The 21,376-nt window shown below is 65.0% G+C and carries 19 protein-coding genes, 1 tRNA gene and 1 riboswitch; of the genes, 7 read left to right on the top strand and 13 right to left on the bottom strand.

Annotation, left to right across the window (positions count from 1 at the left end; all coding sequences use genetic code 11):
• Positions 1-123 precede the first annotated feature (123 nt).
• Positions 124-2,892, top strand: coding sequence for a serine/threonine-protein kinase (locus VF497_RS06865; RefSeq protein WP_330887012.1), 2,769 nt, complete (start codon positions 124-126; stop codon positions 2,890-2,892).
• Positions 2,893-2,999: 107 nt separating this feature from the next.
• Here VF497_RS06865 and VF497_RS06860 read toward each other — a convergent pair whose 3' ends face one another.
• The 5 genes from VF497_RS06860 to rfbB all read right to left on the bottom strand — a co-directional run bounded on the left by VF497_RS06860 (position 3,000) and on the right by rfbB (position 7,993).
• Positions 3,000-4,448, bottom strand: a complete 1,449-nt coding sequence (locus VF497_RS06860) for a mannose-1-phosphate guanylyltransferase/mannose-6-phosphate isomerase (RefSeq protein ID WP_330887010.1) — start codon at positions 4,446-4,448, stop codon at positions 3,000-3,002.
• 86 nt (positions 4,449-4,534) lie between these two features.
• Positions 4,535-5,470 carry a dTDP-4-dehydrorhamnose reductase gene (gene rfbD, locus VF497_RS06855; RefSeq protein ID WP_330887007.1) on the bottom strand — a complete coding sequence of 312 codons (936 nt, stop codon included), beginning with the start codon at positions 5,468-5,470 and terminating at the stop codon, positions 4,535-4,537.
• On the bottom strand, positions 5,467-6,024 hold the full coding sequence (gene rfbC, locus VF497_RS06850) for a dTDP-4-dehydrorhamnose 3,5-epimerase (protein ID WP_330887005.1): 558 nt from the start codon (positions 6,022-6,024) through the stop codon (positions 5,467-5,469). Before rfbC ends, rfbD begins: the two co-directional genes overlap by 4 nt.
• On the bottom strand, positions 6,011-6,919 hold the full coding sequence (rfbA, locus tag VF497_RS06845) for a glucose-1-phosphate thymidylyltransferase RfbA (RefSeq protein ID WP_330887003.1): 909 nt from the start codon (positions 6,917-6,919) through the stop codon (positions 6,011-6,013). The genes rfbC and rfbA overlap by 14 nt, the downstream gene beginning before the upstream one ends.
• Positions 6,920-6,940: 21 nt before the next feature.
• Positions 6,941-7,993 (bottom strand): dTDP-glucose 4,6-dehydratase, encoded by a 1,053-nt coding sequence (gene rfbB / locus VF497_RS06840; protein WP_330887001.1) that lies wholly within the window; start codon positions 7,991-7,993, stop codon positions 6,941-6,943.
• Positions 7,994-8,188: 195 nt separating this feature from the next.
• Between rfbB and VF497_RS06835 the strand changes: the two genes are divergently transcribed.
• Positions 8,189-9,532 carry a hemolysin family protein gene (locus VF497_RS06835; protein WP_330886999.1) on the top strand — a complete coding sequence of 448 codons (1,344 nt, stop codon included), beginning with the start codon at positions 8,189-8,191 and terminating at the stop codon, positions 9,530-9,532.
• Here the strand turns inward: VF497_RS06835 and VF497_RS06830 are convergent.
• Positions 9,529-10,266 carry an RNA methyltransferase gene (locus VF497_RS06830; RefSeq protein WP_330886997.1) on the bottom strand — a complete coding sequence of 246 codons (738 nt, stop codon included), beginning with the start codon at positions 10,264-10,266 and terminating at the stop codon, positions 9,529-9,531. The genes VF497_RS06835 and VF497_RS06830 overlap by 4 nt on opposite strands.
• 182 nt (positions 10,267-10,448) lie before the next feature.
• Between VF497_RS06830 and VF497_RS06825 the strand changes: the two genes are divergently transcribed.
• The 3 genes from VF497_RS06825 to VF497_RS06815 all read left to right on the top strand — a co-directional run bounded on the left by VF497_RS06825 (position 10,449) and on the right by VF497_RS06815 (position 13,326).
• Positions 10,449-11,246 (top strand): inositol monophosphatase family protein, encoded by a 798-nt coding sequence (locus tag VF497_RS06825; RefSeq protein WP_330886995.1) that lies wholly within the window; start codon positions 10,449-10,451, stop codon positions 11,244-11,246.
• Positions 11,247-11,309: 63 nt separating this feature from the next.
• On the top strand, positions 11,310-11,912 hold the full coding sequence (locus VF497_RS06820; RefSeq protein WP_330886993.1) for a post-PEP-CTERM-1 domain-containing protein: 603 nt from the start codon (positions 11,310-11,312) through the stop codon (positions 11,910-11,912).
• Complete coding sequence (locus VF497_RS06815) at positions 11,902-13,326, top strand: PA domain-containing protein (RefSeq protein ID WP_330886991.1); 1,425 nt, start codon at positions 11,902-11,904, stop codon at positions 13,324-13,326. The genes VF497_RS06820 and VF497_RS06815 overlap by 11 nt, the downstream gene beginning before the upstream one ends.
• Before the next feature lie 146 nt (positions 13,327-13,472).
• On the opposite strand, the gene metB is transcribed toward VF497_RS06815, so the two are convergent.
• The 5 genes from metB to VF497_RS06790 all read right to left on the bottom strand — a co-directional run bounded on the left by metB (position 13,473) and on the right by VF497_RS06790 (position 17,884).
• Positions 13,473-14,681 carry a cystathionine gamma-synthase gene (gene metB, locus VF497_RS06810; RefSeq protein ID WP_330886989.1) on the bottom strand — a complete coding sequence of 403 codons (1,209 nt, stop codon included), beginning with the start codon at positions 14,679-14,681 and terminating at the stop codon, positions 13,473-13,475.
• Positions 14,682-14,700: 19 nt separating this feature from the next.
• Complete coding sequence (locus VF497_RS06805) at positions 14,701-15,714, bottom strand: alpha/beta fold hydrolase (RefSeq protein ID WP_330886986.1); 1,014 nt, start codon at positions 15,712-15,714, stop codon at positions 14,701-14,703.
• A gap of 60 nt (positions 15,715-15,774) precedes the next feature.
• A riboswitch (SAM riboswitch) is annotated at positions 15,775-15,915 on the bottom strand.
• A 78-nt stretch (positions 15,916-15,993) separates the two neighbouring features.
• Entirely contained in the window at positions 15,994-16,893 is a 900-nt protein-coding gene (locus VF497_RS06800; protein WP_330886984.1) for a DMT family transporter, read from the bottom strand.
• On the bottom strand, positions 16,890-17,552 hold the full coding sequence (locus VF497_RS06795) for a glutathione S-transferase family protein (protein WP_330886982.1): 663 nt from the start codon (positions 17,550-17,552) through the stop codon (positions 16,890-16,892). Before VF497_RS06795 ends, VF497_RS06800 begins: the two co-directional genes overlap by 4 nt.
• A 65-nt stretch (positions 17,553-17,617) precedes the next feature.
• Entirely contained in the window at positions 17,618-17,884 is a 267-nt protein-coding gene (locus VF497_RS06790; protein WP_330886980.1) for a DUF2007 domain-containing protein, read from the bottom strand.
• A gap of 133 nt (positions 17,885-18,017) precedes the next feature.
• Between VF497_RS06790 and VF497_RS06785 the strand changes: the two genes are divergently transcribed.
• The gene (locus VF497_RS06785; RefSeq protein WP_330886978.1) at positions 18,018-19,748 is read left to right on the top strand and encodes a glutamine--tRNA ligase/YqeY domain fusion protein; all 1,731 of its coding nucleotides are present in this window, start codon (positions 18,018-18,020) and stop codon (positions 19,746-19,748) included.
• Positions 19,745-20,326: a nucleoside deaminase gene (locus tag VF497_RS06780; RefSeq protein WP_330886976.1), complete on the top strand. Its 582-nt coding sequence runs from the start codon at positions 19,745-19,747 to the stop codon at positions 20,324-20,326. Before VF497_RS06785 ends, VF497_RS06780 begins: the two co-directional genes overlap by 4 nt.
• Before the next feature lie 20 nt (positions 20,327-20,346).
• On the opposite strand, the gene VF497_RS06775 is transcribed toward VF497_RS06780, so the two are convergent.
• Together VF497_RS06775 and VF497_RS06770 are read right to left on the bottom strand one after the other, a co-directional pair.
• Positions 20,347-20,420, bottom strand: a tRNA-Gly gene (locus VF497_RS06775).
• 77 nt (positions 20,421-20,497) lie between these two features.
• Positions 20,498-21,376, bottom strand: an 879-nt coding sequence (locus VF497_RS06770) for an FAD/NAD(P)-binding protein (protein ID WP_414706855.1), incomplete at its 5' end; no start/stop codon positions are given.

The following is a 21,376-nucleotide window of genomic DNA, read 5'->3' as shown; positions in this document are numbered from 1 at the left end:
GTGCATTCCGCAACGGGATGTTGAAGTCGATGGCAGGCGGCTTTTCGCCTGCCAGTCAATGTCCGTCTTTGCGGCGAAATTTCGAATGTGTTTCCATCCCGTTGAACGATACCGATTCCAATCATGCCACCCAGCGATCCAACCCCAGATTGGCAAGCACTTGAAAATCAGCTCGATGCGCTTCTGGATTTGCCGGAAGAGCAGCGGTCAACACGTTTAACCGAGCTCGACCAAAGCGAACCCGACCGCGCTCGCGCGCTGCGTCAATGGTTGTCGGACATGGAGCGCGCGGAGCGCGATCCGCTGGTACAGACGCACGACGGCGAGCGCGTCGGTCCTTGGCGGGCCCTGCACCGGCTCGGCCGCGGCGGCATGGGCGACGTATGGCTGGCCGAACGCAACGACGGCGCCTATAAAAAGCACGTCGCAATCAAATTTCTGTACGGTGACTCGCCGCAATTGCGCGTGCGCCTGGAAGTGGAACGCCGTCTTCTCGGGCATCTGCAACACCCCAATATCCCGCGCCTCATCGATGGTGGCGTGACAACGGGCGGGCAGCCTTATCTCGTCACGGATTTCGTCGAAGGCGTAGCGCTGGACAAATGGAGCCTGATTCAACAGACGGCTGATTTCTCCGCGCGCATCGGCGTATTCCGCCAGATCGCCGCCGCCGTGGCTCACGCGCACGACCACTCCGTCGTGCATCGCGACATCAAACCGAACAACGTTCTGGTCGACCGCGACGGCCGCGCCTACCTGCTCGACTTCGGCGTCGCGCGTCTGCTCGACGAGGAACGCAAAACCGACACGCTGCAGCCGCTGACACTCGAATACGCCGCGCCAGAGCAAGTGCGCGGCGAGATAGCCAGCGTGCGCACCGACATCTACGGCCTCGGCGGCCTGTTCTACTTTCTCATCTCGAGGAAGCCGCCGTTCGACTTTCACAACATGTCGATCGCGGCGTGCGTAAAGATGATCGGCGAAGACACGCCGATGCGTCCGAGCACGTTGGCTACGACCCCGGATCTGCCACGCGAGCTGGCCGCCGACTTCGATGCGATAGCGCTGAAAACGCTGGCGAAATCCCCGGACGATCGTTACGCCAGCGTCGCCGCCTTTTTGCAGGATATCGACAACGCGCTTGCCCACCGCCCGATCGAGGCACGCAACCTGGACGGCGGCCTGTATCGCGCCCGCCGCTTTGCCCGGCGCAACAGGTTGGCGCTCGGCATTTCCGCCGCCATCGCGCTGAGTCTGACCGTGGGATTGATGTTGGCAGTATGGCAGGCACGTCGCGCTTCGGAACAACGTGACGCTGCGCAGGCGGCACGCGCCAGCGCGGAAGCGGAGCGAGCCAATGCGCAGGCGCAAGCCGCACGTTCGGACATGACCGTCGACTTTCTGCTCTCGGTGCTTGGATCGGCCGCGCCGAACAACGCGGCGATCAAAATCGACGATCTGCTTGCGCTGGCGGCGCAACGTGTCACCCAGGCTGCAGAGAGACACCCCGAGCTCTATCCCCAACTTTTCGACACGCTCATTCAAGCCTACGAGCAACGCGGCAACGGGCAAGCGCTCGAACCCCTTCTGCTGTCCCTGCTCACCGACCCGAAGAAGAACCTGCCGCTTTCCGTCACTGCCGAACTTTCCTGTTCGCTTGCCGATTTGGAATGGAGTATTCGAAAGTGGGACGAAGCACGCCATTGGGCCGAGACCGGCCTGCAGCAGGCCGCAGCGCTTGCACCGGAACAGGCCCGCGATATTCAGTCAGGCTGCCAGCGCATATTGGCCGAGCATCAGTTGCTGTCGGGCAAGCTCGACCAGACCTTGAAATTCTATCGCCAGGCGGTCGTTGCCCTGGGCAGCCCGCCGCGCGACACGCGCAAGAACGCGCTGTTCCTGGGCACCTACGGGGTGAAGCTCGTACTAGCCAATGAACTGGTTGAAGCGCGGACCCAATTCCGCAAAGCAATCGACATGTACGCTCGTCTCGGACGCGAGAACAGCGCCGATGCTCTGGCTACGTTGGGCCAGATGGCGTACTGCACCGCCCGCGTCGGCTTGCTGATCCAGGCGTTCAGCGATATGCGGCACAGCATCGAGCTGAACTTGAAAGCCACCGGCCCCACCGCCGACATCGCCATGATGTTGTATGGCCAAGCGCAAATCGCTATAGACCTGGCGCGACCTCAGGAAGCGGCGGCTTTGCTGGATCGGTCGCAAGCGATGGTCCGCGACTTTGCACCCGATCAGAAGACACGCTTCGGTGTCCAGTGGGCGACGCTAGGTTTCCGTATCGCAGCGCTTTCCGGCGACGAGACCTTGCGCACAATGAAGATCGCCGAAGCACACGAAGCGCTCGACAAACTCAAATTGCCGCCGGAAGCGATCCTGCGCCTCGCGACACGAGAATTGGAAATAGCCAGTGCAACCACCGCCGAAGCAGCCGGTCCGCAGGAGGCACTCGCTCGATTCGAACACGCGGAAGAAGAATTGCGCGCCATGAGCAGCAGATCGAAACCGGCATTGGCTCGGGTCATGCTGGGTACCGCGGAGACCGCGCTCGATCTCGGCCAGACCGACTTGGCCGGAAAGAAGATCGCAGAGGCACAGGGAATATTCGCGAACTCTGTCGACCCCGAGAGCTGGCAACTGGGTGTTTGCGATGCCGTCGCGGCCTTCATCGACTGGCAAGGCGGCAAGGACCGGTTGCTGGCACGCGCCAACCTCGAACGCGCCATTGCGCGCATGCAGGCCGCGCTCGGCGCGGAACATCCTCGCGTGCTCCGGTGGCAAGCCCGCCTCGAGCGACTCGGTGCGTCCATGGCAGACGCAACGACGCCCCTCGAAAGAAAAGCTTACCTCCAGCTCCCTGCCATCAACGCAGCGTAAGCCCGCATGCATCTGAAACAATCTTCAGAAATGCGATGCGGCATGAGCACGGGTGCCCGGATCGAGCTTCGCGAGCAGGCGTGTCGTCTATGCGAACACGCCCGCTGTCATCCCACCTTGGCTGGCACGCGACCGTAGCGATCTTCCAGGCGCACGATGTCGTCCTCACCGAAGTAGTCGCCGCATTGCACCTCGATCAGGTGGATATCGGCGTCGGTCGGATTTTCCAGGCGATGCAGGGTCTCGACCGGGATGTAGCAGGACTCGTTGCGCTCGAGCAGGAATTCCTTGTCGCCGACGCGCACCTTGGCCGTGCCCTGGACGACGGTCCAGTGCTCGCTGCGGCGATGATGCAACTGCAGGCTCAGCACCTCGCCCGGCTTGACGGTCAGGCGCTTGACTTTGCAGTCGTCCTCGTCCTCGAGAATCGTGTAGCTGCCCCAGGGGCGGTGCACGGTCTGGTGGTGACGCGTGCTTTCGTGGCCGTCGTCGCGCAGTTGCTCGACGACCTGCTTGACCTGCTGCGCATGCTCACGGTCGGACACGAGCACGGCATCGCCGGTATCGATGATGACGAGATCCTTCACCCCGACCGCGGCGACGATGCGCTTGTCGCTCTGGATGTAGCAGTTCTCGCTGCCAACGACGACGGCCTTGCCGAGCACGCGGTTGCCCGCAGCATCGGGCTCGGTCGCGGACGGAATCTCGCTGACCGCTTTCCACGAACCGACATCGCTCCAATCGAAACCCGCGGCGACCACGGCACGGCGCGGTGCGCGCTCCATCACCGCGTAGTCGACCGAGATGTCGGGCTGGGCGAGGAACTTGTCCTTGTCGTATTCGACCGGGCTCTCGTGCGTGCGCGCGCTGGCGTGGCAGGCCTGCGCGGCGGCGAGCACGTCCGGGCAGGTCTGTGCGGCGGCAGCGAGCAGCACGTCGGCACGGAAGCAGAACATGCCCGAGTTCCACACGTAGTCGCCGCTGGCGAGATATTCCTTCGCCTTGTCGAGGCTCGGCTTCTCGACGAATGCAGCAATTTCCCTTTGTCCACTTTTACCAATTTGCGCACCTTGGCGGATGTAGCCGAAGCCGGTGTCCGGATGCTGCGGAGGAATACCGAAGGTGACGAGCCAGCCGTCCTGCGCCAGCGCCTGCGCACGCGCGACGTCGGCGACGAAGGAGTCGACGTCGGCGATCAGGTGGTCGGCGGCGAGGATCAGCAGGCTCGCGTCCGCGCCGAAGTGCTCACGCACGTGCAGCGCGGCAAGGACGATCGCCGGTGCCGTGTTGCGCCCGGCGGGCTCGAGCAGGAAGCGCATGCGATCGATGTCGGCATCGGGATGGCGCGCGTACTCGTCGCGATTGAGGAAGTAGAAATCGCGACCGGTAACGGTGAGCACGTCACCCGTGCTCGCCACGCGCAAGGCGCGCGTCAGTGTCTTGTACAACAGGGATTGGCCGTCGGCCATGCGCATGAACGGCTTCGGATACGCACTGCGCGATACCGGCCACAGGCGCGTTCCGGCACCGCCGGAAAGGATTACGGGAATCAACATCGCTGTACCTCCATCTTCTCGCGATCGTCATCGATCGCCTGATTCATTCAACGCCCCCTCACGCTCGTTTCGTGGCTCCCTGTTTTCTATTTGCTGTCGTTGGCTTCGGCCAACTCGCCGATCGCGGCATCCAGTCCACGCGTCCATTGGGGCATCGTCAGGCCGAAGCGTTCACGCAGCTTGGCCGTGTCCAGCACCGAATATGCGGGCCGGCGCGCCTTGGTCGGGAAGTCCACCGTGCGGATCGCCGCCACTTCGACTTCGCGCGGGATCAACCCGGCCGCGGCCGCGCGCGCAATGATGGCACGGGAAAATCCGCACCAAGTGGTCTCGCCGCCCGCGGCGAGATGATGGACGCCATTGTACGCCGCGCGCTGTGCCGCATCGCCATCGCGCCACTGCTTGAGGACCGCGGCCGTCGTCGCCGCGATCAAGCGGCTCGAGGTCGGCGCACCGCGTTGGTCGTCGACCACGGTCAAACGATCGCGTTCGCGTGCGAGGCGCAGCATCGTGCGCAGGAAATTGCCGCCGCGCGCGCCGTAGACCCATGCGGTGCGCAGGATCAGATTCGCGCAGCCGGATGCATGCAACGCTTCTTCGCCCGCCAGCTTGCTGCGCCCATAGACGCCAAGCGGCGCGGTCGCATCATCCTCGCGGTAGGGGCGCGTGCCCTGACCGTCGAACACATAGTCGGTCGAATAATGGACGACAAGCGCCGCGTTGCGCGCGGCCCACTGTCCGATCTGCGCCAGCGCTTCGCCGTTGATTCGCTGCGCGAGCACCGGTTCGTCCTCGGCGCGATCGACGGCAGTGTAGGCCGCGGCGTTGACGATGATGTCCCAGCGTGCGCTGTGCAGAACCTGCGCGAGCGAGTCCGTGTCTGCGAGATCAGCACACAGATCATCGACGTTGCCCGGCAACTTGCCGCTACGCGTCGCCGCGGCGATGTCGCCAAGCGGCGCGAGCGCGCGTTGCAACTCGAATCCCACCTGACCATTGGCACCGAGCAGAAGGATTTTCACGGTGCGTACACCGGTAGCCTTTCCGCGGGCACATCGCGCAGAAACGGCGCCTTTTCGTCCTTGCCCGACAGTTGCGGTGCGCTGAGCGGCCAGTCGATCGCGACATCGGCGTCGTTCCAGCGGATACCGGCGTCGGCGGCGCCGTCGTAGAGCGCGGTGCATTGATAGGTGAAGGTAGCGAAGTCCGAAAGCACGGCGAAACCGTGGGCGAAGCCCTCGGGTATCCAGAAATGTCGATGGTTCTCGGCCGAGAGCACAACCGCGGCCCAGCGTCCGAAGGTCGGCGAACCGCGGCGGATGTCGACGGCGATGTCGTAGACCTCGCCTTCGAGCACGCTGACGAGTTTGCCTTGCGGATTCGGCCACTGATAGTGCAAGCCTCGCAGCACGCCATGCGCAGAGCGCGAGACGTTGCTTTGCACGAACACGCGGTCTATTCCGGCATTTTTATACTTTTCAGCATTGTAGCTTTCGTAGAAAAATCCGCGCGCGTCGCCGAATACCTGCGGTTCGAGGATGAGGCAACCGGGAAGATTCGTCTCAATCGATTTCATTCGTGCGTCCTTGCTTGACGAGTTGCTGCAGGTACTGGCCATAGCCGTTCTTCGCCAGCGGCGCAGCGAGGCGCAGTACCTGCTCGGCGTCGATCCAGCCATTGAGATACGCGATCTCCTCGGGACAGCAGACTTTGAGGCCCTGGCGGTTCTCGATCGTCTCGATGTAGTTCGACGCCTCGGTCAGCGATTCGTGCGTGCCGGTATCGAGCCAGGCGTAGCCGCGGCCGAGCTTCTCGAGCATCAGCGAGGCATCGTCGAGATAGCAGCGGTTGAGATCGGTGATTTCGAGCTCACCGCGCGGAGACGGTTTCAACGCCGCGGCGAAATCGCTGGCGCGGCCGTCGTAGAAATACAGGCCGGTCACGGCGTAGTTCGACTTCGGATTGTTCGGCTTTTCCTCGAGTCCGGAGACCTTGCCGGTCGCGTCGAACTCGGCCACGCCGTAGCGCTCCGGATCGCGCACCCAGTAACCGAACACCGTCGCGCCATGCTCGCGCGCTGCCGCACGACGCAGCACGTCGGTGAGCCCATGGCCGTAGAAGATGTTGTCGCCGAGGATCAGGCAGCTCGGTTTCGCATCGACGAACTCGCGACCGATCAGATAGGCCTGCGCCAAACCATCGGGCGAGGGCTGCACCGCGTAGCGGATCGAGATGCCCCACTGCGAACCGTCGCCGAGCAGCTTCTGGAACAGCGCCTGCTCGTGCGGCGTGTTGATCACGAGCACCTCGCGGATGCCGGCGAGCATGAGCGTCGACAGCGGATAGTAGATCATCGGCTTGTCGTACACCGGCAACAGCTGCTTGCTGATGACCTGGGTCAGCGGATACAGGCGTGTACCCGAGCCGCCGGCGAGGATGATGCCTTTCTGCGTCTGTGCTGTTTGTATCATCGGACCTTCCCTTGCGCCTGCTCAGGCCACGCCGAGGCGTTCCATGCGATAACTGCCATCGAGCACGCGCCCCGCCCATGCTTCGTTGGCCAGATACCAGTCGACGGTGCGAGCGATGCCGGTTTCGAACGTCTCGGACGGTTTCCAAGCGAGCTCACGCTTGAGCTTGGAGGCGTCGATCGCATAGCGCCGGTCGTGGCCGGGGCGATCGGCGACGAAACTGATCTGCGCCTCGCGCCTGGCGCCATTCGCGAGCGGCCGGCGTGCGTCGAGCAGCGCGCAGATCGTGCGCACCACGTGGATGTTCTCGCGCTCGGCGTCGCCGCCGACGTTGTAGACCTCGCCCGGGCGCCCGGCGTCGAGCACGCGGCGGATGGCGCTGACGTGATCGCCGACGTAGAGCCAGTCGCGCACGTTCTTGCCGTCGCCGTAGACCGGCAGCTTCTCGCCGATCAGCGCCTTGTGGATCATCAGCGGGATGAGCTTTTCGGGAAACTGGTACGGACCGTAGTTGTTCGAACAGTTTGTCGTCAGCGTCGGCAGGCCGTAGGTGTGGTGGAAGGCGCGCACGAGATGATCGGACGAGGCCTTCGAGGCAGAGTACGGCGAGTTCGGCGCGTACGCGGTCGTTTCGGTGAACTTGCCCTCGGCGCCGAGCGAGCCGTAGACCTCGTCGGTCGAGACATGCAGAAAACGGAACGTGGCTTTGTCCGCATCGCTCAAGGCCCGCCAGTGCTTGAGCGTTGCCTCGAGCAGGCCGAGCGTGCCGACCACGTTGGTGTGGATGAACGCGGCCGGGCCGTCGATCGAACGGTCGACGTGCGACTCGGCAGCGAAGTTCACGATAGCGTCGGGTTTGTGCTCGGCAAGCAGTTTGCCGACGAACTCGCGGTCGCCGATGTCGCCCTGGACGAAAACATGGTTCGGATTGCCCTTGAGCGCGGCGAGCGTGTCGAGATTGCCGGCGTAAGTGAGCTTGTCGAGGTTGACGACGCGATGGCCGTCCTTGACCGCGCCGAGCACGAAGTTGCCGCCGATGAAGCCGGCGCCGCCGGTGACCAGAAGGGTTTTCATGCGATAGAGAGTCTCGTTGCGCCGCGAAGGCGGAAGAATCCGCATCGGCGATGCGGGCCGGCATTTTAGCCCATGCACCGGGCATGCCCAACGACCTGCAAGTTAAATTTCTGATTTTTCAGGAATTGTTCATCGCCAGACTGTCGCTCGCCATGAGCCTGCTACACTGCGGCTCGCATCCCCATCCGCCGCGGAATGATTACCGAAGTCGTCTTGGTCGTTTTCCTCGCCCTGCTCAATGGCTTCTTCGCCCTGAGCGAAATGGCGCTGATGACCTCGCGCAAGTTGCGCCTGAAGCAGCTCGCCCAGACCAGCCGCCGCGCGCGCGTCGCGCTCGATCTGGCCCAGCAGCCCGAACAGTTTCTCTCGACCGTGCAAGTGTTCATCACCCTGCTTGGCATCGGCACAGGTACCGCACTCGGTGCGAGCATCGGCGAGCAGATCGCGCATTGGCTCAATGCGCTGAGCCTGCCGGCCGTCGCCGAGTACGCGCTGCCGATCGGCGTCGCGCTCAGCATCTCGGGCATCACTTTCGTCAACATGCTGCTCGGGGAACTAATCCCAAAACGCCTTGCCCTTGTCTCGCCCGAGAAGTTCGCCGTCGCCGTCGCCATCCCGATGCGCGTGCTGACCTGGGTCGCGATGCCCTTCAGCTTCGTCCTGATCTGGATCACGCGCCGACTGCTGCATCTGTTCAAGCTCGACCAGGCCAGCGGCGAGCGCGTCAGCGAGGAGGAGATCCGCCTGCTCGTCTCCGAAGGCGCCGAACAGGGCGTCATCGATTCGGACGAGCACAACATGGTCAACCGCGTGTTGCGCCTCGGCGACCGCAGCGTCGACTCGCTGATGACGCCACGCCCGCGCATCGCCTGGCTCGACGTCACCGCGCCGCTTGCGGAGAACCTCGCCGTGATGCGCGAGTCCTCGCACTCACGCTACCCGGTCATGCGCGGCAGCGACAAGGACGTGCTCGGCATCCTCGAAGTCAAGAACCTGATCGACACGCTGGAAAACACCGCGGCCGACCGGCCAGTGGATCTGTTCCGCACGCTGGCCAAACCGGTCTACGTGCCCGGCACCGCGCGCGCGCTCGACCTGCTCGAGGAACTGCGCGACGCGGCCACGCCGATGGCCTTTATCGTCGACGAATACGGCGACATCGAGGGCTTGGTCACGCTCAACGACCTGCTCGGCGCCGTCGTCGGCAAGGCCGCGCTGCCCGCGGTCGAAGCGCACGGCAACGACGACGCGCCGATCGTCACTCGTGACGACGGCAGCTGGCTGATCGACGGCGCACTCGGCATCGACGACTTGCGCGAGCTGACCGGCATAGCGCGTTTCCCGCACGAGGAAGACGACGACTACCGCACCGCCGCCGGCATGGTCATCGCCGAGTTTGGACGCATTCCCGCTTGCGCCGAGCATTTCGATTGGTCGGGCTTCCGTTTCGAAGTCGTCGATCTCGACGGCGCACGCATCGACAAGATTCTGGTCAGCCGGCTCAGCGAAACGGCGGCCACCGAAGACGAAACCGGCTAGCTGCGCTCTTTCGCCATCCTCGCCATGCGCTGCGCGTCATCGAAGATGCCGCGCAGGATTCGAACCTCGCGCTGGTCGAGGTTCGCGTGCAGGAACAGCTTGCGCAGACGCTGCTCGATCGTCACCGGCGAGCGTCCCTTGTGGAAGTCGATGTCGTTCAGTGTCTGGAACAGGTGGCCGAAGAAATATTCCATCTGCTCCACTGTCGCCGCGGGATCGGCTTTCGCGCCGAGAACGGCCGGCGGCTGGCTTTCCAACTGCGCCAGGCGCAATTCATAAGCCAGCACCTGCACGGCCTGGGCGAGATTGAGCGAGGAATAGCTGGGGTCGGTCGGAATATGCACGGCCGCATGGCAACGCATGAGTTCCTCGTTCTCCAGACCCGTGCGCTCGTTGCCGAACACGATCGCGACCTCGCCCGTCGCAGCGGCTTCATGTGTTTGCGCCGCCGCCGCGCGAGGTGTGATTTCGGGCAACGACACCCCGCGCCGCCGCGCGGTGCAGCCGAGCACGAGACGGCAATCCGCGATCGCCTCGACCAGCGTCGGCACGACGACAATGCCGCCGAGCACATCGTCCGCGCCGGCGGCCATTGCTGTCGCCTCGGCATGGGGGTACTTGTGCGGCGCGACCAGCACGAGCCGCGTATAGCCCATCGTGCGGATCGCGCGCGCAGCGGAGCCGATATTGCCGGGATGCGAGGTGCGGACGAGGACGAAGCGGATCGGCTGCATGAGGTGAAAAAATGGAAATGGATGCGGAGAAAGCTTACACGTTCGCCGTTCCTGCCCTTATCGGAAAAATACCCGGGAGCGGCCCAGTCCGAGTCCCCGATTCGGCTTTGTGCTACCCTTCGCGCCCCGCGGGCCCGACCCGACGGGTTGTTCTTTACCAGCCATCGATTCGGAGTTCCACCATGCCCCGCCCCGCCGTCAATGTCGCGGTCAAGGCCGCGCGCGCCGCCGGCAATATCATCCTGCGCAACCTCAATCGCGTCGAGGGACTCAACATCGAGGAGAAATCCCGGCACGATTACGTCAGCGAAGTCGACAAGCTGGCCGAGGCCGAGATCATCAAGGAACTGCGCCGCGCCTATCCCGACCACGGCTTTCTTGCCGAGGAATCGGGCCAGAAAGGTAGGACCGAGAAGGTGTGGATCATCGACCCGCTCGACGGCACGCACAATTATCTGCGCGGCTTCCCGCATTTCTGCGTCTCGATCGGCTTCCGCGACCACGGCGACCTCGTCTACGGCGTGGTCTACGATCCGCTGCGCGACGAGATGTTCACCGCGAGCAAGGGTGACGGCGCCTTCCTCAACGACCGCCGCATCCGCGTGACCAAGCGCGAAGGCCTCGCCGGCGCGTTGCTCGCCACCGGATTCCCCTATCGCCAGCGCCGCCATCTCGGTCCGCAGCTCGACATGACCCGGGCGCTGCTCGGTGAGGCCGAGGACATCCGCCGCACCGGCTCCGCCGCGCTTGATCTCGCCTACGTCGCCGCAGGGCGTCTGGACGGCTACTTCGAAACCGGCCTGAACCCGTGGGACATGGCCGCCGGCGTGCTGCTCGTGCGCGAAGCGGGCGGGCAGTGCAGCGACTTCGCCGGCAAGGCCGGCATGCCCGACAACGGCAACCTCATCGCCGGCAACCATTTCGTCGCCGCGGCGATGGCCAAGGTGATCTCGGCGCACTCGCCGCCGACACTTCTATAAAAATCCACTGGATTCCCGATCCAACCGGTTTGCCGTAGTGCAAGCTGCGCGGCGCCCGAAAATGTGCTGCAATCGATTCGCGGTCTTCGTCACAGTCCCCAGGTGACGGGTTTGTTAGGGGTAACCGGTACCGCGATTCACAGGGGTAACTTTCGGGAGTTCAACATGAGATCGAGAAATCGATTGCCGCTTCGCGCGGCAACGCAACGGGCGGCTTTAGTCGCCGTTTTTGCCATCGTTTCCCCGCTCACCTTCGCAACCACGCCGCAACTGGCATCGAAAGACGGGCTGCTCGTGCTGCCCAACGTCAAGATCGCTGCGGTCACGCCGGCGCAGGCCGACGGCCTGGCCAAAGCTCCGGGTCATCGTGAAAACGGCTTGAAGGCGTACAAGGACAAGGACACGGGACAACTGCGCAAGGCCAATCCCGAAGAACTGCTCGATGAAGCCGTAGCCGCCGCTCGCTCGAACGACGCGTCCACGGTCGAAGTACACAGCAATCCGTTGGGCGGGGAAGTGGCCGTGCTCAACGACTCCTTCATGTCCGATCTCGTCGTGCACAAAACGGCCGACGGCAAGCTCGAAGAGCAATGCGTGACCGGCGATGAGGCCGCTCAGCGCGCACTCGTCTCGACGACGAAGAAGGAGGCCACGAATGAAAAATAATCTGCGCAAGATCCTCGCCGGCGTGCTCGCCGTCGGGTTGCTCGGTGGCGGCAGCGCCGCGCATGCGGCGATGACGATTACGATCGTCAACGGCAATGCCGCCGGCGTCGGCTTCAACGATCCCACGCCGGTCGCCCCGGTTGGCGACAATCCCGGCACGACCCTGGGCCAGCAGCGACTCAACGCTTTCCAGTACGCCGCGAGCATATGGGGCGCCACGCTCGACAGCAATGCTGCCATCCGGGTGCTGTCCACATTCGAGCCGCTGAGCTGCAACGCGACCAGTGCGGTTCTCGGCTCGGCTGGCCCGACCCAGATATTCAGAGATTTTCCCGGCGCCCTGGTGCCTGGCGTTTGGTACCACGCCGCGCTCACGAACAAGCTTTACGGGAGCGTCGCGGATCCTTCGACCGCCGAAATTCGCGCGCGCTTCAACAGCAACCTCGGCAACGCCGGATGCCTCACCGGATCGCCGTTCTACCTTGGTCTCGACGGCAACGCCGGCAGCAAGGTCAATCTCGTCGAAGTGCTGCTGCACGAATTCGCGCACGGCCTGGGTTTCTCGACCGTGACCAGCGGGACGACCGGCGCCTATCTCGGCGGCTATCCCTCGATCTACGACACGCTCGCCTACGACAACACGCTGGGAAAGACCTGGACGCAGATGACCGCCGCCGAACGCAAGTTCTCGGCCGTCAACCCGCGCCAGCTTGTCTGGGTCGGCGCCAACGTGACCGCCGGCGCGCCATCGGTGCTGGTCGGCGGCACGCCGCAGTTGCAGATCAACGCGCCCGCGGCCATCGCTGGCACCTACCTCGCCGGCCGCGCCCAGTTCGGCCCCGCGCTCGACTATCCCGGCGTCAACAAGCAAGTGATGCCGGTGGTCGAGAACGGTCAACTCGGGCTCGCCTGCAATGCGCTCGATGCGGAAAACGCCAGTGCGGTGAAGAACCGCATCGCGCTCGTGCTGCGCGGCACCTGTGCGTTCACGGTCAAGGTGCTGAACGCGCAGAACGCGGGTGCGCGTGGCGTCATCGTCGTCGACAACGTGGCCGGCTCGCCACCACCCGATCTTGGCGGCGCCGATCCCAACGTCACGATCCCGGCGGTGCGCATCAGCCTCGCTGACGGCGTGACCCTGCTCAGCGGCATGAACCTGACGCCGGGAAATCGCAGTTCCGGCGTGGTCGCGCGCATCGGCATCGATCCCGCCCAGCTTGCCGGCGCGGACAAGGCCGGTCACGTCATGCTGTACACGCCCAATCCGTTCCAGAGCGGCTCGTCCGTGTCGCATTGGGATACGAGCGCGTTCCACAATCTGCTCATGGAACCGGCGATCAACGCCGATCTGACCCAGCACCTCGATGCGCCGTACGATCTGACCCTGCCGTTCATGAAGGATATCGGCTGGTAAGTCGCGCCTTCTTCACGACGTCGCAAAAACGGGGATTTTATTGAGAAGTGCGGCCAAGGATGGCCGCTTCTTGATTCTGGCGATCAAGGACGAGCGCAAAATAATTTCGCAGACGCAAATCTGCGGCGTTTTCGTTTGCGCCGGGGTTAGCGTGCGTTGGCTACGGCGCGCGCGGGCAGAAAGGACGCGGCGCGATCCAGCGCCGCATCAATGTCCACACTCAAATCCTCGATCGCCTCGATGCCGACTGACAGGCGCAGCAGGCCGTCGCCGAGACCGGCGACGCGGCGCGCTTCGGCGTCCATCGCCGCATGCGTCATCGTCGCCGGGTGCGCGACGAGACTCTCCACTCCGCCGAGCGATTCGGCGAGCGTGAAGCTTTGCAGGCCGTTGACGAATGCCTCGACCGCCGGCACGCCGCCGGCCAGATCGAAGCTGACCATCGCACCGAAACCTTTCTGCTGGCGCGCGGCGAGCGCGTGCTGCGGATGGCTGGCCAGGCCCGGGAAGTAGACTTTTTCCACCGCGGGATGCGCATCGAGGATTTCGACGATCGCCGCGGCATTTTCCTGATGTGCACGCAGGCGCGGCTGCAAGGTGCGCAGGCCGCGCAGGGTCAAATAGCTGTCGAACGCGCCACCGGACACGCCGAGGCAGTTGCACCACCAGGCGAGCTGCTCGCCAACCGCGGCATCCTTCCAGATCACCGCGCCGCCGACGACATCGGAATGGCCGTTGAGGTACTTCGTCGTCGAATGCACGACGATGTCCGCGCCGAGCGAAATCGGCTGCTGCAGCGCCGGCGACAGGAAGGTGTTGTCGACCACGACCAGCGCGCCGACCTGATGGGCGAGGCGCGACACCGCGGCGATGTCGACGATGCGCAGCAGCGGATTGCTCGGCGTCTCGATCCAGACGATCTTCGGCTTGCATGCGAGCGCGGTCGCGAGCGCGACTGTGTCGTTGAAGTCGACGACCGCGCAGCGGTACAGGCCGCGCTTGGCCTGGTTGACGAACAGGCGATAGCTGCCGCCGTAGCAGTCGTGCGGCACGATGATGAGATCGTCGGGCGACAACTGCGAGGTGACCAGCGTGATCGCGGCCATGCCGGTCGCGGTGACGACCGCGCCGGCGCCGCCCTCGAGATCGGCCAGCGCGCCGGCGAGCACGTCGCGCGTGGGATTGCCCGAGCGCGAATAGTCGTACTCGCGCTTCTTGCCGAAGCCTTCGAAGCTGTAGTTCGTCGACAGGTACAGCGGCGGCATCACGGCGCCGTGCGCGGCATCCTGGTCGACGCCGGCGCGGGCGGCGATCGTGGCGGCTTGGCGGGCGGGCTTCTGGGCGACGTGACTCACTTTGCTTCTCCGTATTTTTTCAGGCTTGCAGACAGCGTTCGAACAACGCACCCACGATCGCTTCTTCCTTGAGGAAGGCGTCGTGGCCGTAGTCCGAGGAAATTTCGACGAGTTCGCAGGCGGCGCCGGCGCGGGTCTGGTATTCGCGCAGCAGCGACAGCGGCACGGTCAGATCTTCGCGCACCGCGAACAGCGTCGTCGGCACGCGCACCGCGGCCGGGTCGATGTCGTGCGCGTCGAGCGAGCGGCCGAGGCAACGGTAGGCGTCGGCATCGAAGCGGCGCACGAACTTGCGGCCGTGATGATCGATCCAGCCAAGCACACCATCCGCATGCGCATCCGCCGGCGATTCGCTGCCGAAACGCTGCTCGACGCCTTCCGCCGTGCGATAGCCGAGCACGGCGAGCGAACGCGCCAGCGCGAGCGCTTCGATCGAATCGCTGCCGAGATCGAGGATCGCGCGCTGCACATGGCGCAACGCGAGGCCGAACTGCGCGGCCTTGTGCGCCGCGCTGAGCAGAACGAGGTGGCGCAGGCGCTCGCCGAGCAGCGCGGCGAGCTGCTGGGCGACGTTGCCGCCATAGGAGGCGCCGACGACGAGATGCACGCGGCGCACGCCGAGGCGATTGAGCAGCAGAAGCACGGCGCGGGCTTGGTCGGCCGTGGAGATGGCGGGAAATTCCGCTGCGCTCGCGGACGACTTCGGCCCGGTCGAGGCATCGCAGCCGCCGAGCCAGTCGATGCCGACGAGGCGGTAGTGGTCCGTGTCGAGCGCCTTGCCCGCGCCACACTGCGATTCCCACCAGCCTCTGCCATCGCGCGCGACCGGGCGGCGATGCGCGGAAATTCCGCCGAGCACGACGATCACCGGCGCATCGGCGGGGCCGACGCTGGCCCAAGCCAGCCTGGCATCGTTGAGCGAGGCGCCCGATTCGAGCGTGAAAGATTGCGGCAGCGCGAGCTCGCCTTCCAGCCATTGCACGGCTGGCGCGACGGCCTCGGCGTGATAGTGGAGTTGCGGTTCGGCGCTCATTTCGGTCTCGTCTTTCATCTACAGCCCCAACGAGACGAATGCAGCGGAAACCTTGCGCTCGCCTCATCTTCACGGGGTCCACCGCGGCGTGAAACTTCCGCGGACCTCGCAGGATTTGGCACCAATCGCGAACCTTGTTCAGGTTTCGTGACGGTTGCCCCGGCGTCGCTGGGCCTGTCCCTCAGCCGGTCTTGATGAGTACGGGGCGTATGCTACGGGTACATATTTTGGATGTCAAGACGTTTAGGCGTTTAGACGTCCAAACTTTATGGATGAATACTATCCGCGCCCGCGCTGGCTGGCGACGAAGATGCCAAGCAGCGAAAGCGCGAGGCCGATCCAGTCCGTCAGCGCCGTCGGCCGCGCGAACAGGATCACGTCGAGCACGAACGACAGTGCCGGCTGCAGCAGCAGGAGCAGACCGACGAGCGAGGCGGGCAGCACCGGCATCGCCTGCGAGATCAGCACCCAGCCGAGCACCTGGCCGAAGAAAGCGAGCGCGAGCAGCGCTGCCCACGACTGAGCGTCGGGAATCGCAAAACTCTGGCCTTCCGCAACCACGGCGACGGCGAGCATCACCGCACAGATCAGGCTGACGCCGCACAGGGCAACCTGCGGCGTCAGCGTGGGCCGGCGCAGTTGTGCGCGGCGCTGGGTCAGCATGTAGATCGCGTAGGCGATTCCGGTGAGCACTCCGAGGAGCACGCCGAGCCGATAGTCCGAACTCAGCGCCGACCAGCCCTGCCCCACGATCAGCCACAGGCCGAACACGGCGAGCGCAAGTCCGAGCGCAAAACGCCAGCCGAGTTTCTCGCGGTAGAACACGACGCCGGCCAGCGCCATGACGAAGACCTGGAAATTGCCGATCAACGTCGCCAGCCCGGGCCCGATATAGTGAATGCTTCGGTGCCACATGATCAGGTCGACGGCGAAGGCCAGCGCCGGCACGACCAGCCACAGCGCATCGCGCAGGCCGAAGCGCCTCCACTCGCCGCGCACGACGAGCAGGCCGAGCAGCATTACGCCGCCGAAGGCGAGGCGATAGAACGCGGACACGGTCGGCGCGACATGGGCGTAGCGCACGAAGATGCTGGTCGTCGAGATCAGCGCCGCACCCGCGAGCATCTTCAGGAACGCGCTGCGATAGGCCGCGCTGCCGGCCGTGGCGGTGGCGTTCACGGTGTCGTCTTCTCGTGTTCCGCCGCCAGCGGCTCGGTCCTGGCCTCGGCCAGCCACTCCTGCAATGCGGGCACCGCGAACAACGCATCGCCATAGTCGCGCTCCGGCGCGCCGAGTTCGACCGTATAGCTGACGAAGCGCGACGCCACCGGCGCATACATCGCGTCGGCGATCGAGAACGTGCCGAACAGGAATGGTCCGCGCGCCGCATGGCGCTCGCGTGCCTCGCGCCAGATCGCGCGAATACGCGCGATGTCGGCGGCCGTGTCGGCACCGATCGCGGGCGTGGGGCCTTGCCGGCACATGTTCATCGGCAGATGCGTGCGCAGCGCGGAGAAACCGGAATGCATCTCCGCACTGATCGCACGCGCGCGGCCGCGCGCCGTGCGTTCCGCCGGCCAGCCACGACCTTCGAGAAAATAGTCATTCGCGTATTCGCAGATCGCCAGCGAATCCCAAACCTGCGCATCGCCGTCGATCAGCACCGGCACGCGTCCGGCCGGCGAGTAGTCCTTGATGCGCGCGTAGAACTCCGGCGTATCGAGCGGCAGCTTGACCTCGTCGAAAGCTACGCCGAACTGGCGCAGCAGCAGCCACGGGCGCAGCGACCACGAGGAATAGTTCTTGTTGCCGATGACGAGAGTGGGTTTGGCGCTCATGGATCCGCTCGCTGTGCAGGGCAGCGGATTCCATCACACCCGCGCGAGGCGATGAAGTGCCGGTTTCAAACGGCGTCGGCGGCCCAATCGTCGTTGTAGCCCGGATCGGCGCGCCGCTCGGCCAGGTCAGCGTCGATGCGCTCGGCGATGGCGCGGGCGCGCGGCCAGTCGGATTCCGCCACCATGACGTTGACCAGCCCGCCAACCGGCAGCTCGCCCGCGGCGCCGGTCAAATAATGGCCGCTGACATAGGCCGCGATGCCATCGTCCGCCAACGCGTTCCTGACGAGATTCGCGTCGATGATGCTTTCTGCGCGGTAGACGATCTTCATACGGCTCGCACGCTAGCGCATCCGCCCGTCCGGGCAAAGCCTGTCGAATTCGGGCGCCGGATCGGTATACTCCGGAATCCCGTCGGAAAAACCCGGACGACAACGGCCACAGAGCCGCGCGCACAGCAAAAAAATGAGCAGCAACCCCCCGATTCCCAACAACTTCATCCGCCAGATCATCAACGGCGACCAGGAAACCGGCAAGCACGGCGGCCGCGTCGTCACGCGCTTTCCGCCCGAGCCGAACGGCTACCTGCACCTCGGCCACGCCAAGTCCATCTGCCTCAACTTCGGCGTTGCCGGCGACTATGCCGGCGTCTGCCACCTGCGCCTGGACGATACCAATCCGACGCGCGAGGATCCCGAATTCGTCGAGGCGATCAAGGCCGACGTGCACTGGCTCGGCTTCGAGTGGGACGCGCTGCGCCATGCCTCGGACTATTTCGAAGTCATCTATCTCTGCGCGTTGCAGCTCATTCGCGATGGCAAGGCCTTCGTCTGCGACCTCTCGGCCGACCAGGTACGCGAATATCGCGGCACGCTGACCGAACCCGGCCGCAACTCGCCGTACCGCGAGCGCAGCATCGAAGAGAACCTTGACCTGTTCCAGCGCATGCGCGCGGGCGACTTCCCCGACGGCGCGAAGACTCTGCGCGCGAAGATCGACATGGCTTCGGGCAACATCAACCTGCGCGACCCGGCCCTGTACCGGATCCGCAAGACCACGCACCAGAACACCGGCGACGCCTGGCCGATCTACCCGATGTACGACTACGCGCACTGCATCTCGGACGGGGTCGAAGGCATCACCCATTCGCTGTGCACGCTCGAGTTCGAGGACCATCGCCCGCTCTATGACTGGTGCCTCGCGCAAATCGACCTGCCCCAGCACCCCGAACTCGTGCAGCCGCTGGTCGATGCAGGCCTGTACATGCCCGTGTCGACGCCGCAGCAGATCGAGTTCGCACGCGGCAACCTCGACTACACGGTGACGAGCAAGCGCAAGCTCGCCGCGCTGGTCGAAGACGGCCTCGTCAACGGCTGGGACGATCCGCGCATGCCCACGCTCGCCGGCGTGCGCCGGCGTGGCTATCCGGCCGCCGCGATCCGCAATTTCTGGGAACGCGCGGGCGTATCGAAGCAGGTGTCGACGATCGAATACTCCGTGCTCGAAGCCTGCGTGCGCGAGGAGCTCGACACCGCGGCGCCGCGCCGCCTCGCGGTGATCGATACGCTCAGGCTGGTCATCACCAACCTGGCGGACGACCACGCCGAGACGCTGACGTTCCCCAATCATCCGAAGAACGAGACCTTCGGCACGCGCGCCGTGCCGTTCTCGCGCGAATTGTGGATCGAGCGCGAGGACTTCCTCGAAGAACCGGTGAAGGGCTTCCATCGCCTCGTGCCGGGCGGCGAAGTGCGCCTGCGCGGCGTCGGCATCGTCAAATGCGTCGAGACGAAAAAGGATGCAAGTGGAAAAGTGAGCGAAGTGCATTGCACGCTCGATGCGACTTCGCGACCAGGGCAGGAAGGCGCCGAGCGCAAGGTCAAGGGCACGATCCACTGGGTCAGCGCGCGCGATGCGGTCGAAGCCGAGGTGCGCCTGTACGAGCGCCTGTTCACCGTCGCTGATCCCGACGACGACACCGACGGCAAAACCTACCGCGACCATATCAACCCGAATTCGCGCCGCGTCGTGCGCGGCTTCGTCGAGCCATCCGTCGCCGAAACGCAGCCCGGCACCGCGCTCCAGTTCGAGCGCCTGGGCTACTTCGTCGCCGACAGCCGCGACCATGCGCCGGGCCACCCGGTGTTCAACCGCATCGTCACGCTGCGCGATTCGTTCGCCAAGGCAGCGAAATGAACACCCTGCCGTCCTTCGTCGAGCTGACCTTGCCTGACTGGGTGTTCCGCGAGGTCGACGCGACGAAGATCTATGCCAGCGACGAAGAGCGCATCGCACTGGCGATCCGTCTTGCCAATCGCAATGTCGAGGAAAAGACCGGCGGCCCGTTCGGCGCGGCCGTGTTCACGCGTGCGGGCAAACTCGTTTCCGCCGGCGTCAACCGCGTCGTGCCGCGCAGTTGCTCGGTCGCGCATGCAGAAATGATGGCCTACATGCTCGCGCAGGCCAAACTGCGCCGCTTCCGCCTCAACGAGCCCGCGCCGGGCGAAGCGCGCGAGGAATTCGTCCTCGCCACGAGCGCGCAGCCGTGCTGCCAGTGCTACGGCGCAACGGTCTGGGCCGGGGTCGACGAACTGCTGATCGGCGCGCGTTCCGAAGACGTCGAGGAATTGAGCGAATTCGACGAAGGCCCGCTGCCCGCCGACTGGATCGGCGAGCTGGAAAAACGCGGTGTGCGGGTCAAGCGCGACATCCTGCGCGACTCAGCGCGCGAGGTATTCCTGCGCTATCGCGAGGCCGGCGGCGCGAACTATTGAGCCACGGCGCATCCGCGAAGTGGAGCGGGTGAAGGGAATCGAACCCTCGTCAGTAGCTTGGGAAGCTACAGCTCTACCATTGAGCTACACCCGCGCGGTGAACAGGCACTGCCTGTGGCAAAGCTTATCGGTCCCGCCGCGCGGAAAGCAAGAACGGACCGCAGCGAAGTTTCAGGCGACCGCGGAGACGAACGCGGGGTTGCGTGACGATGCCGACGAACGCGTGGACGCCGGCTTGACGACGCGCCGCAATTCCGCCGGCAGCTCGCAGGCAACAGCTTTGGCCAGAGCGCGGATTTCGGGCAGGCCGCTGCACTCCCACATCGATCCGCGCAGCAGCGTGCCGAGGCAGCGCAGGCCGTGCCGCGGCGTGCCGTCGGCGCGCAGCAGGCGGCCTGCGGCGTCGGTGGCGAGGCCGAGATCGAGTTCATCAGGGTGGGCGATGCCTTCATGGACCATCTGCTGGATCAGCGGATGGTCGGTGGCGTTGACCGAGATGTTGAAGCCGGTGGCCTGGATGACGAGGTCGGCGGCGAAGCCGCGCACGCTCTCGGCACCGCGCGGCTGCACGCGCACTTCGAGCTGGTCGCGCTCGTCGGCGCGAACGTCGATCGAACGGATATGCGCGGCGAGAATCTTCAGTCGGCCCTGCGTGCGCAGGCGCGCGAGCTCGTTCGTCGTCTGTTGCGGCAGGCGGTGGCGCGCGGATTCCCACAACCAGCGCAGATGACGCAGGAAGCGGTCGCGTTCGCCGGCGTCGAGCAGGCGCCAGAGGTTCTGCGTTTCCGCGCGCAGGCCGTCGATGACGGAGCGCCATTCGACGTCTTCGTCGTCCATCGCCGCGCGGATCTCGCGTAGCCAGTGCGCGACCTGCGGCTGCGAACGCAGCGCATCGACCAGCGAGGCCTGGTGTTCGTACGGCTGGCCCGGCGCGGAATTGTGGCTGCGCGGCAGGCGACCGTGGCGCGAGATCGCGGTGAGCTGCGCGTTCGGCCACAGGCGCGCGGCGCTCTGCAGCGCGTCGACCGCGGTCAGGCCCGTGCCGAGGAC

The organism is Rudaea sp. (genome assembly GCF_036383415.1).
GTDB lineage: Bacteria > Pseudomonadota > Gammaproteobacteria > Xanthomonadales > Rhodanobacteraceae > Rudaea.
This window is presented reverse-complemented; position numbering and strand designations above follow the sequence as displayed.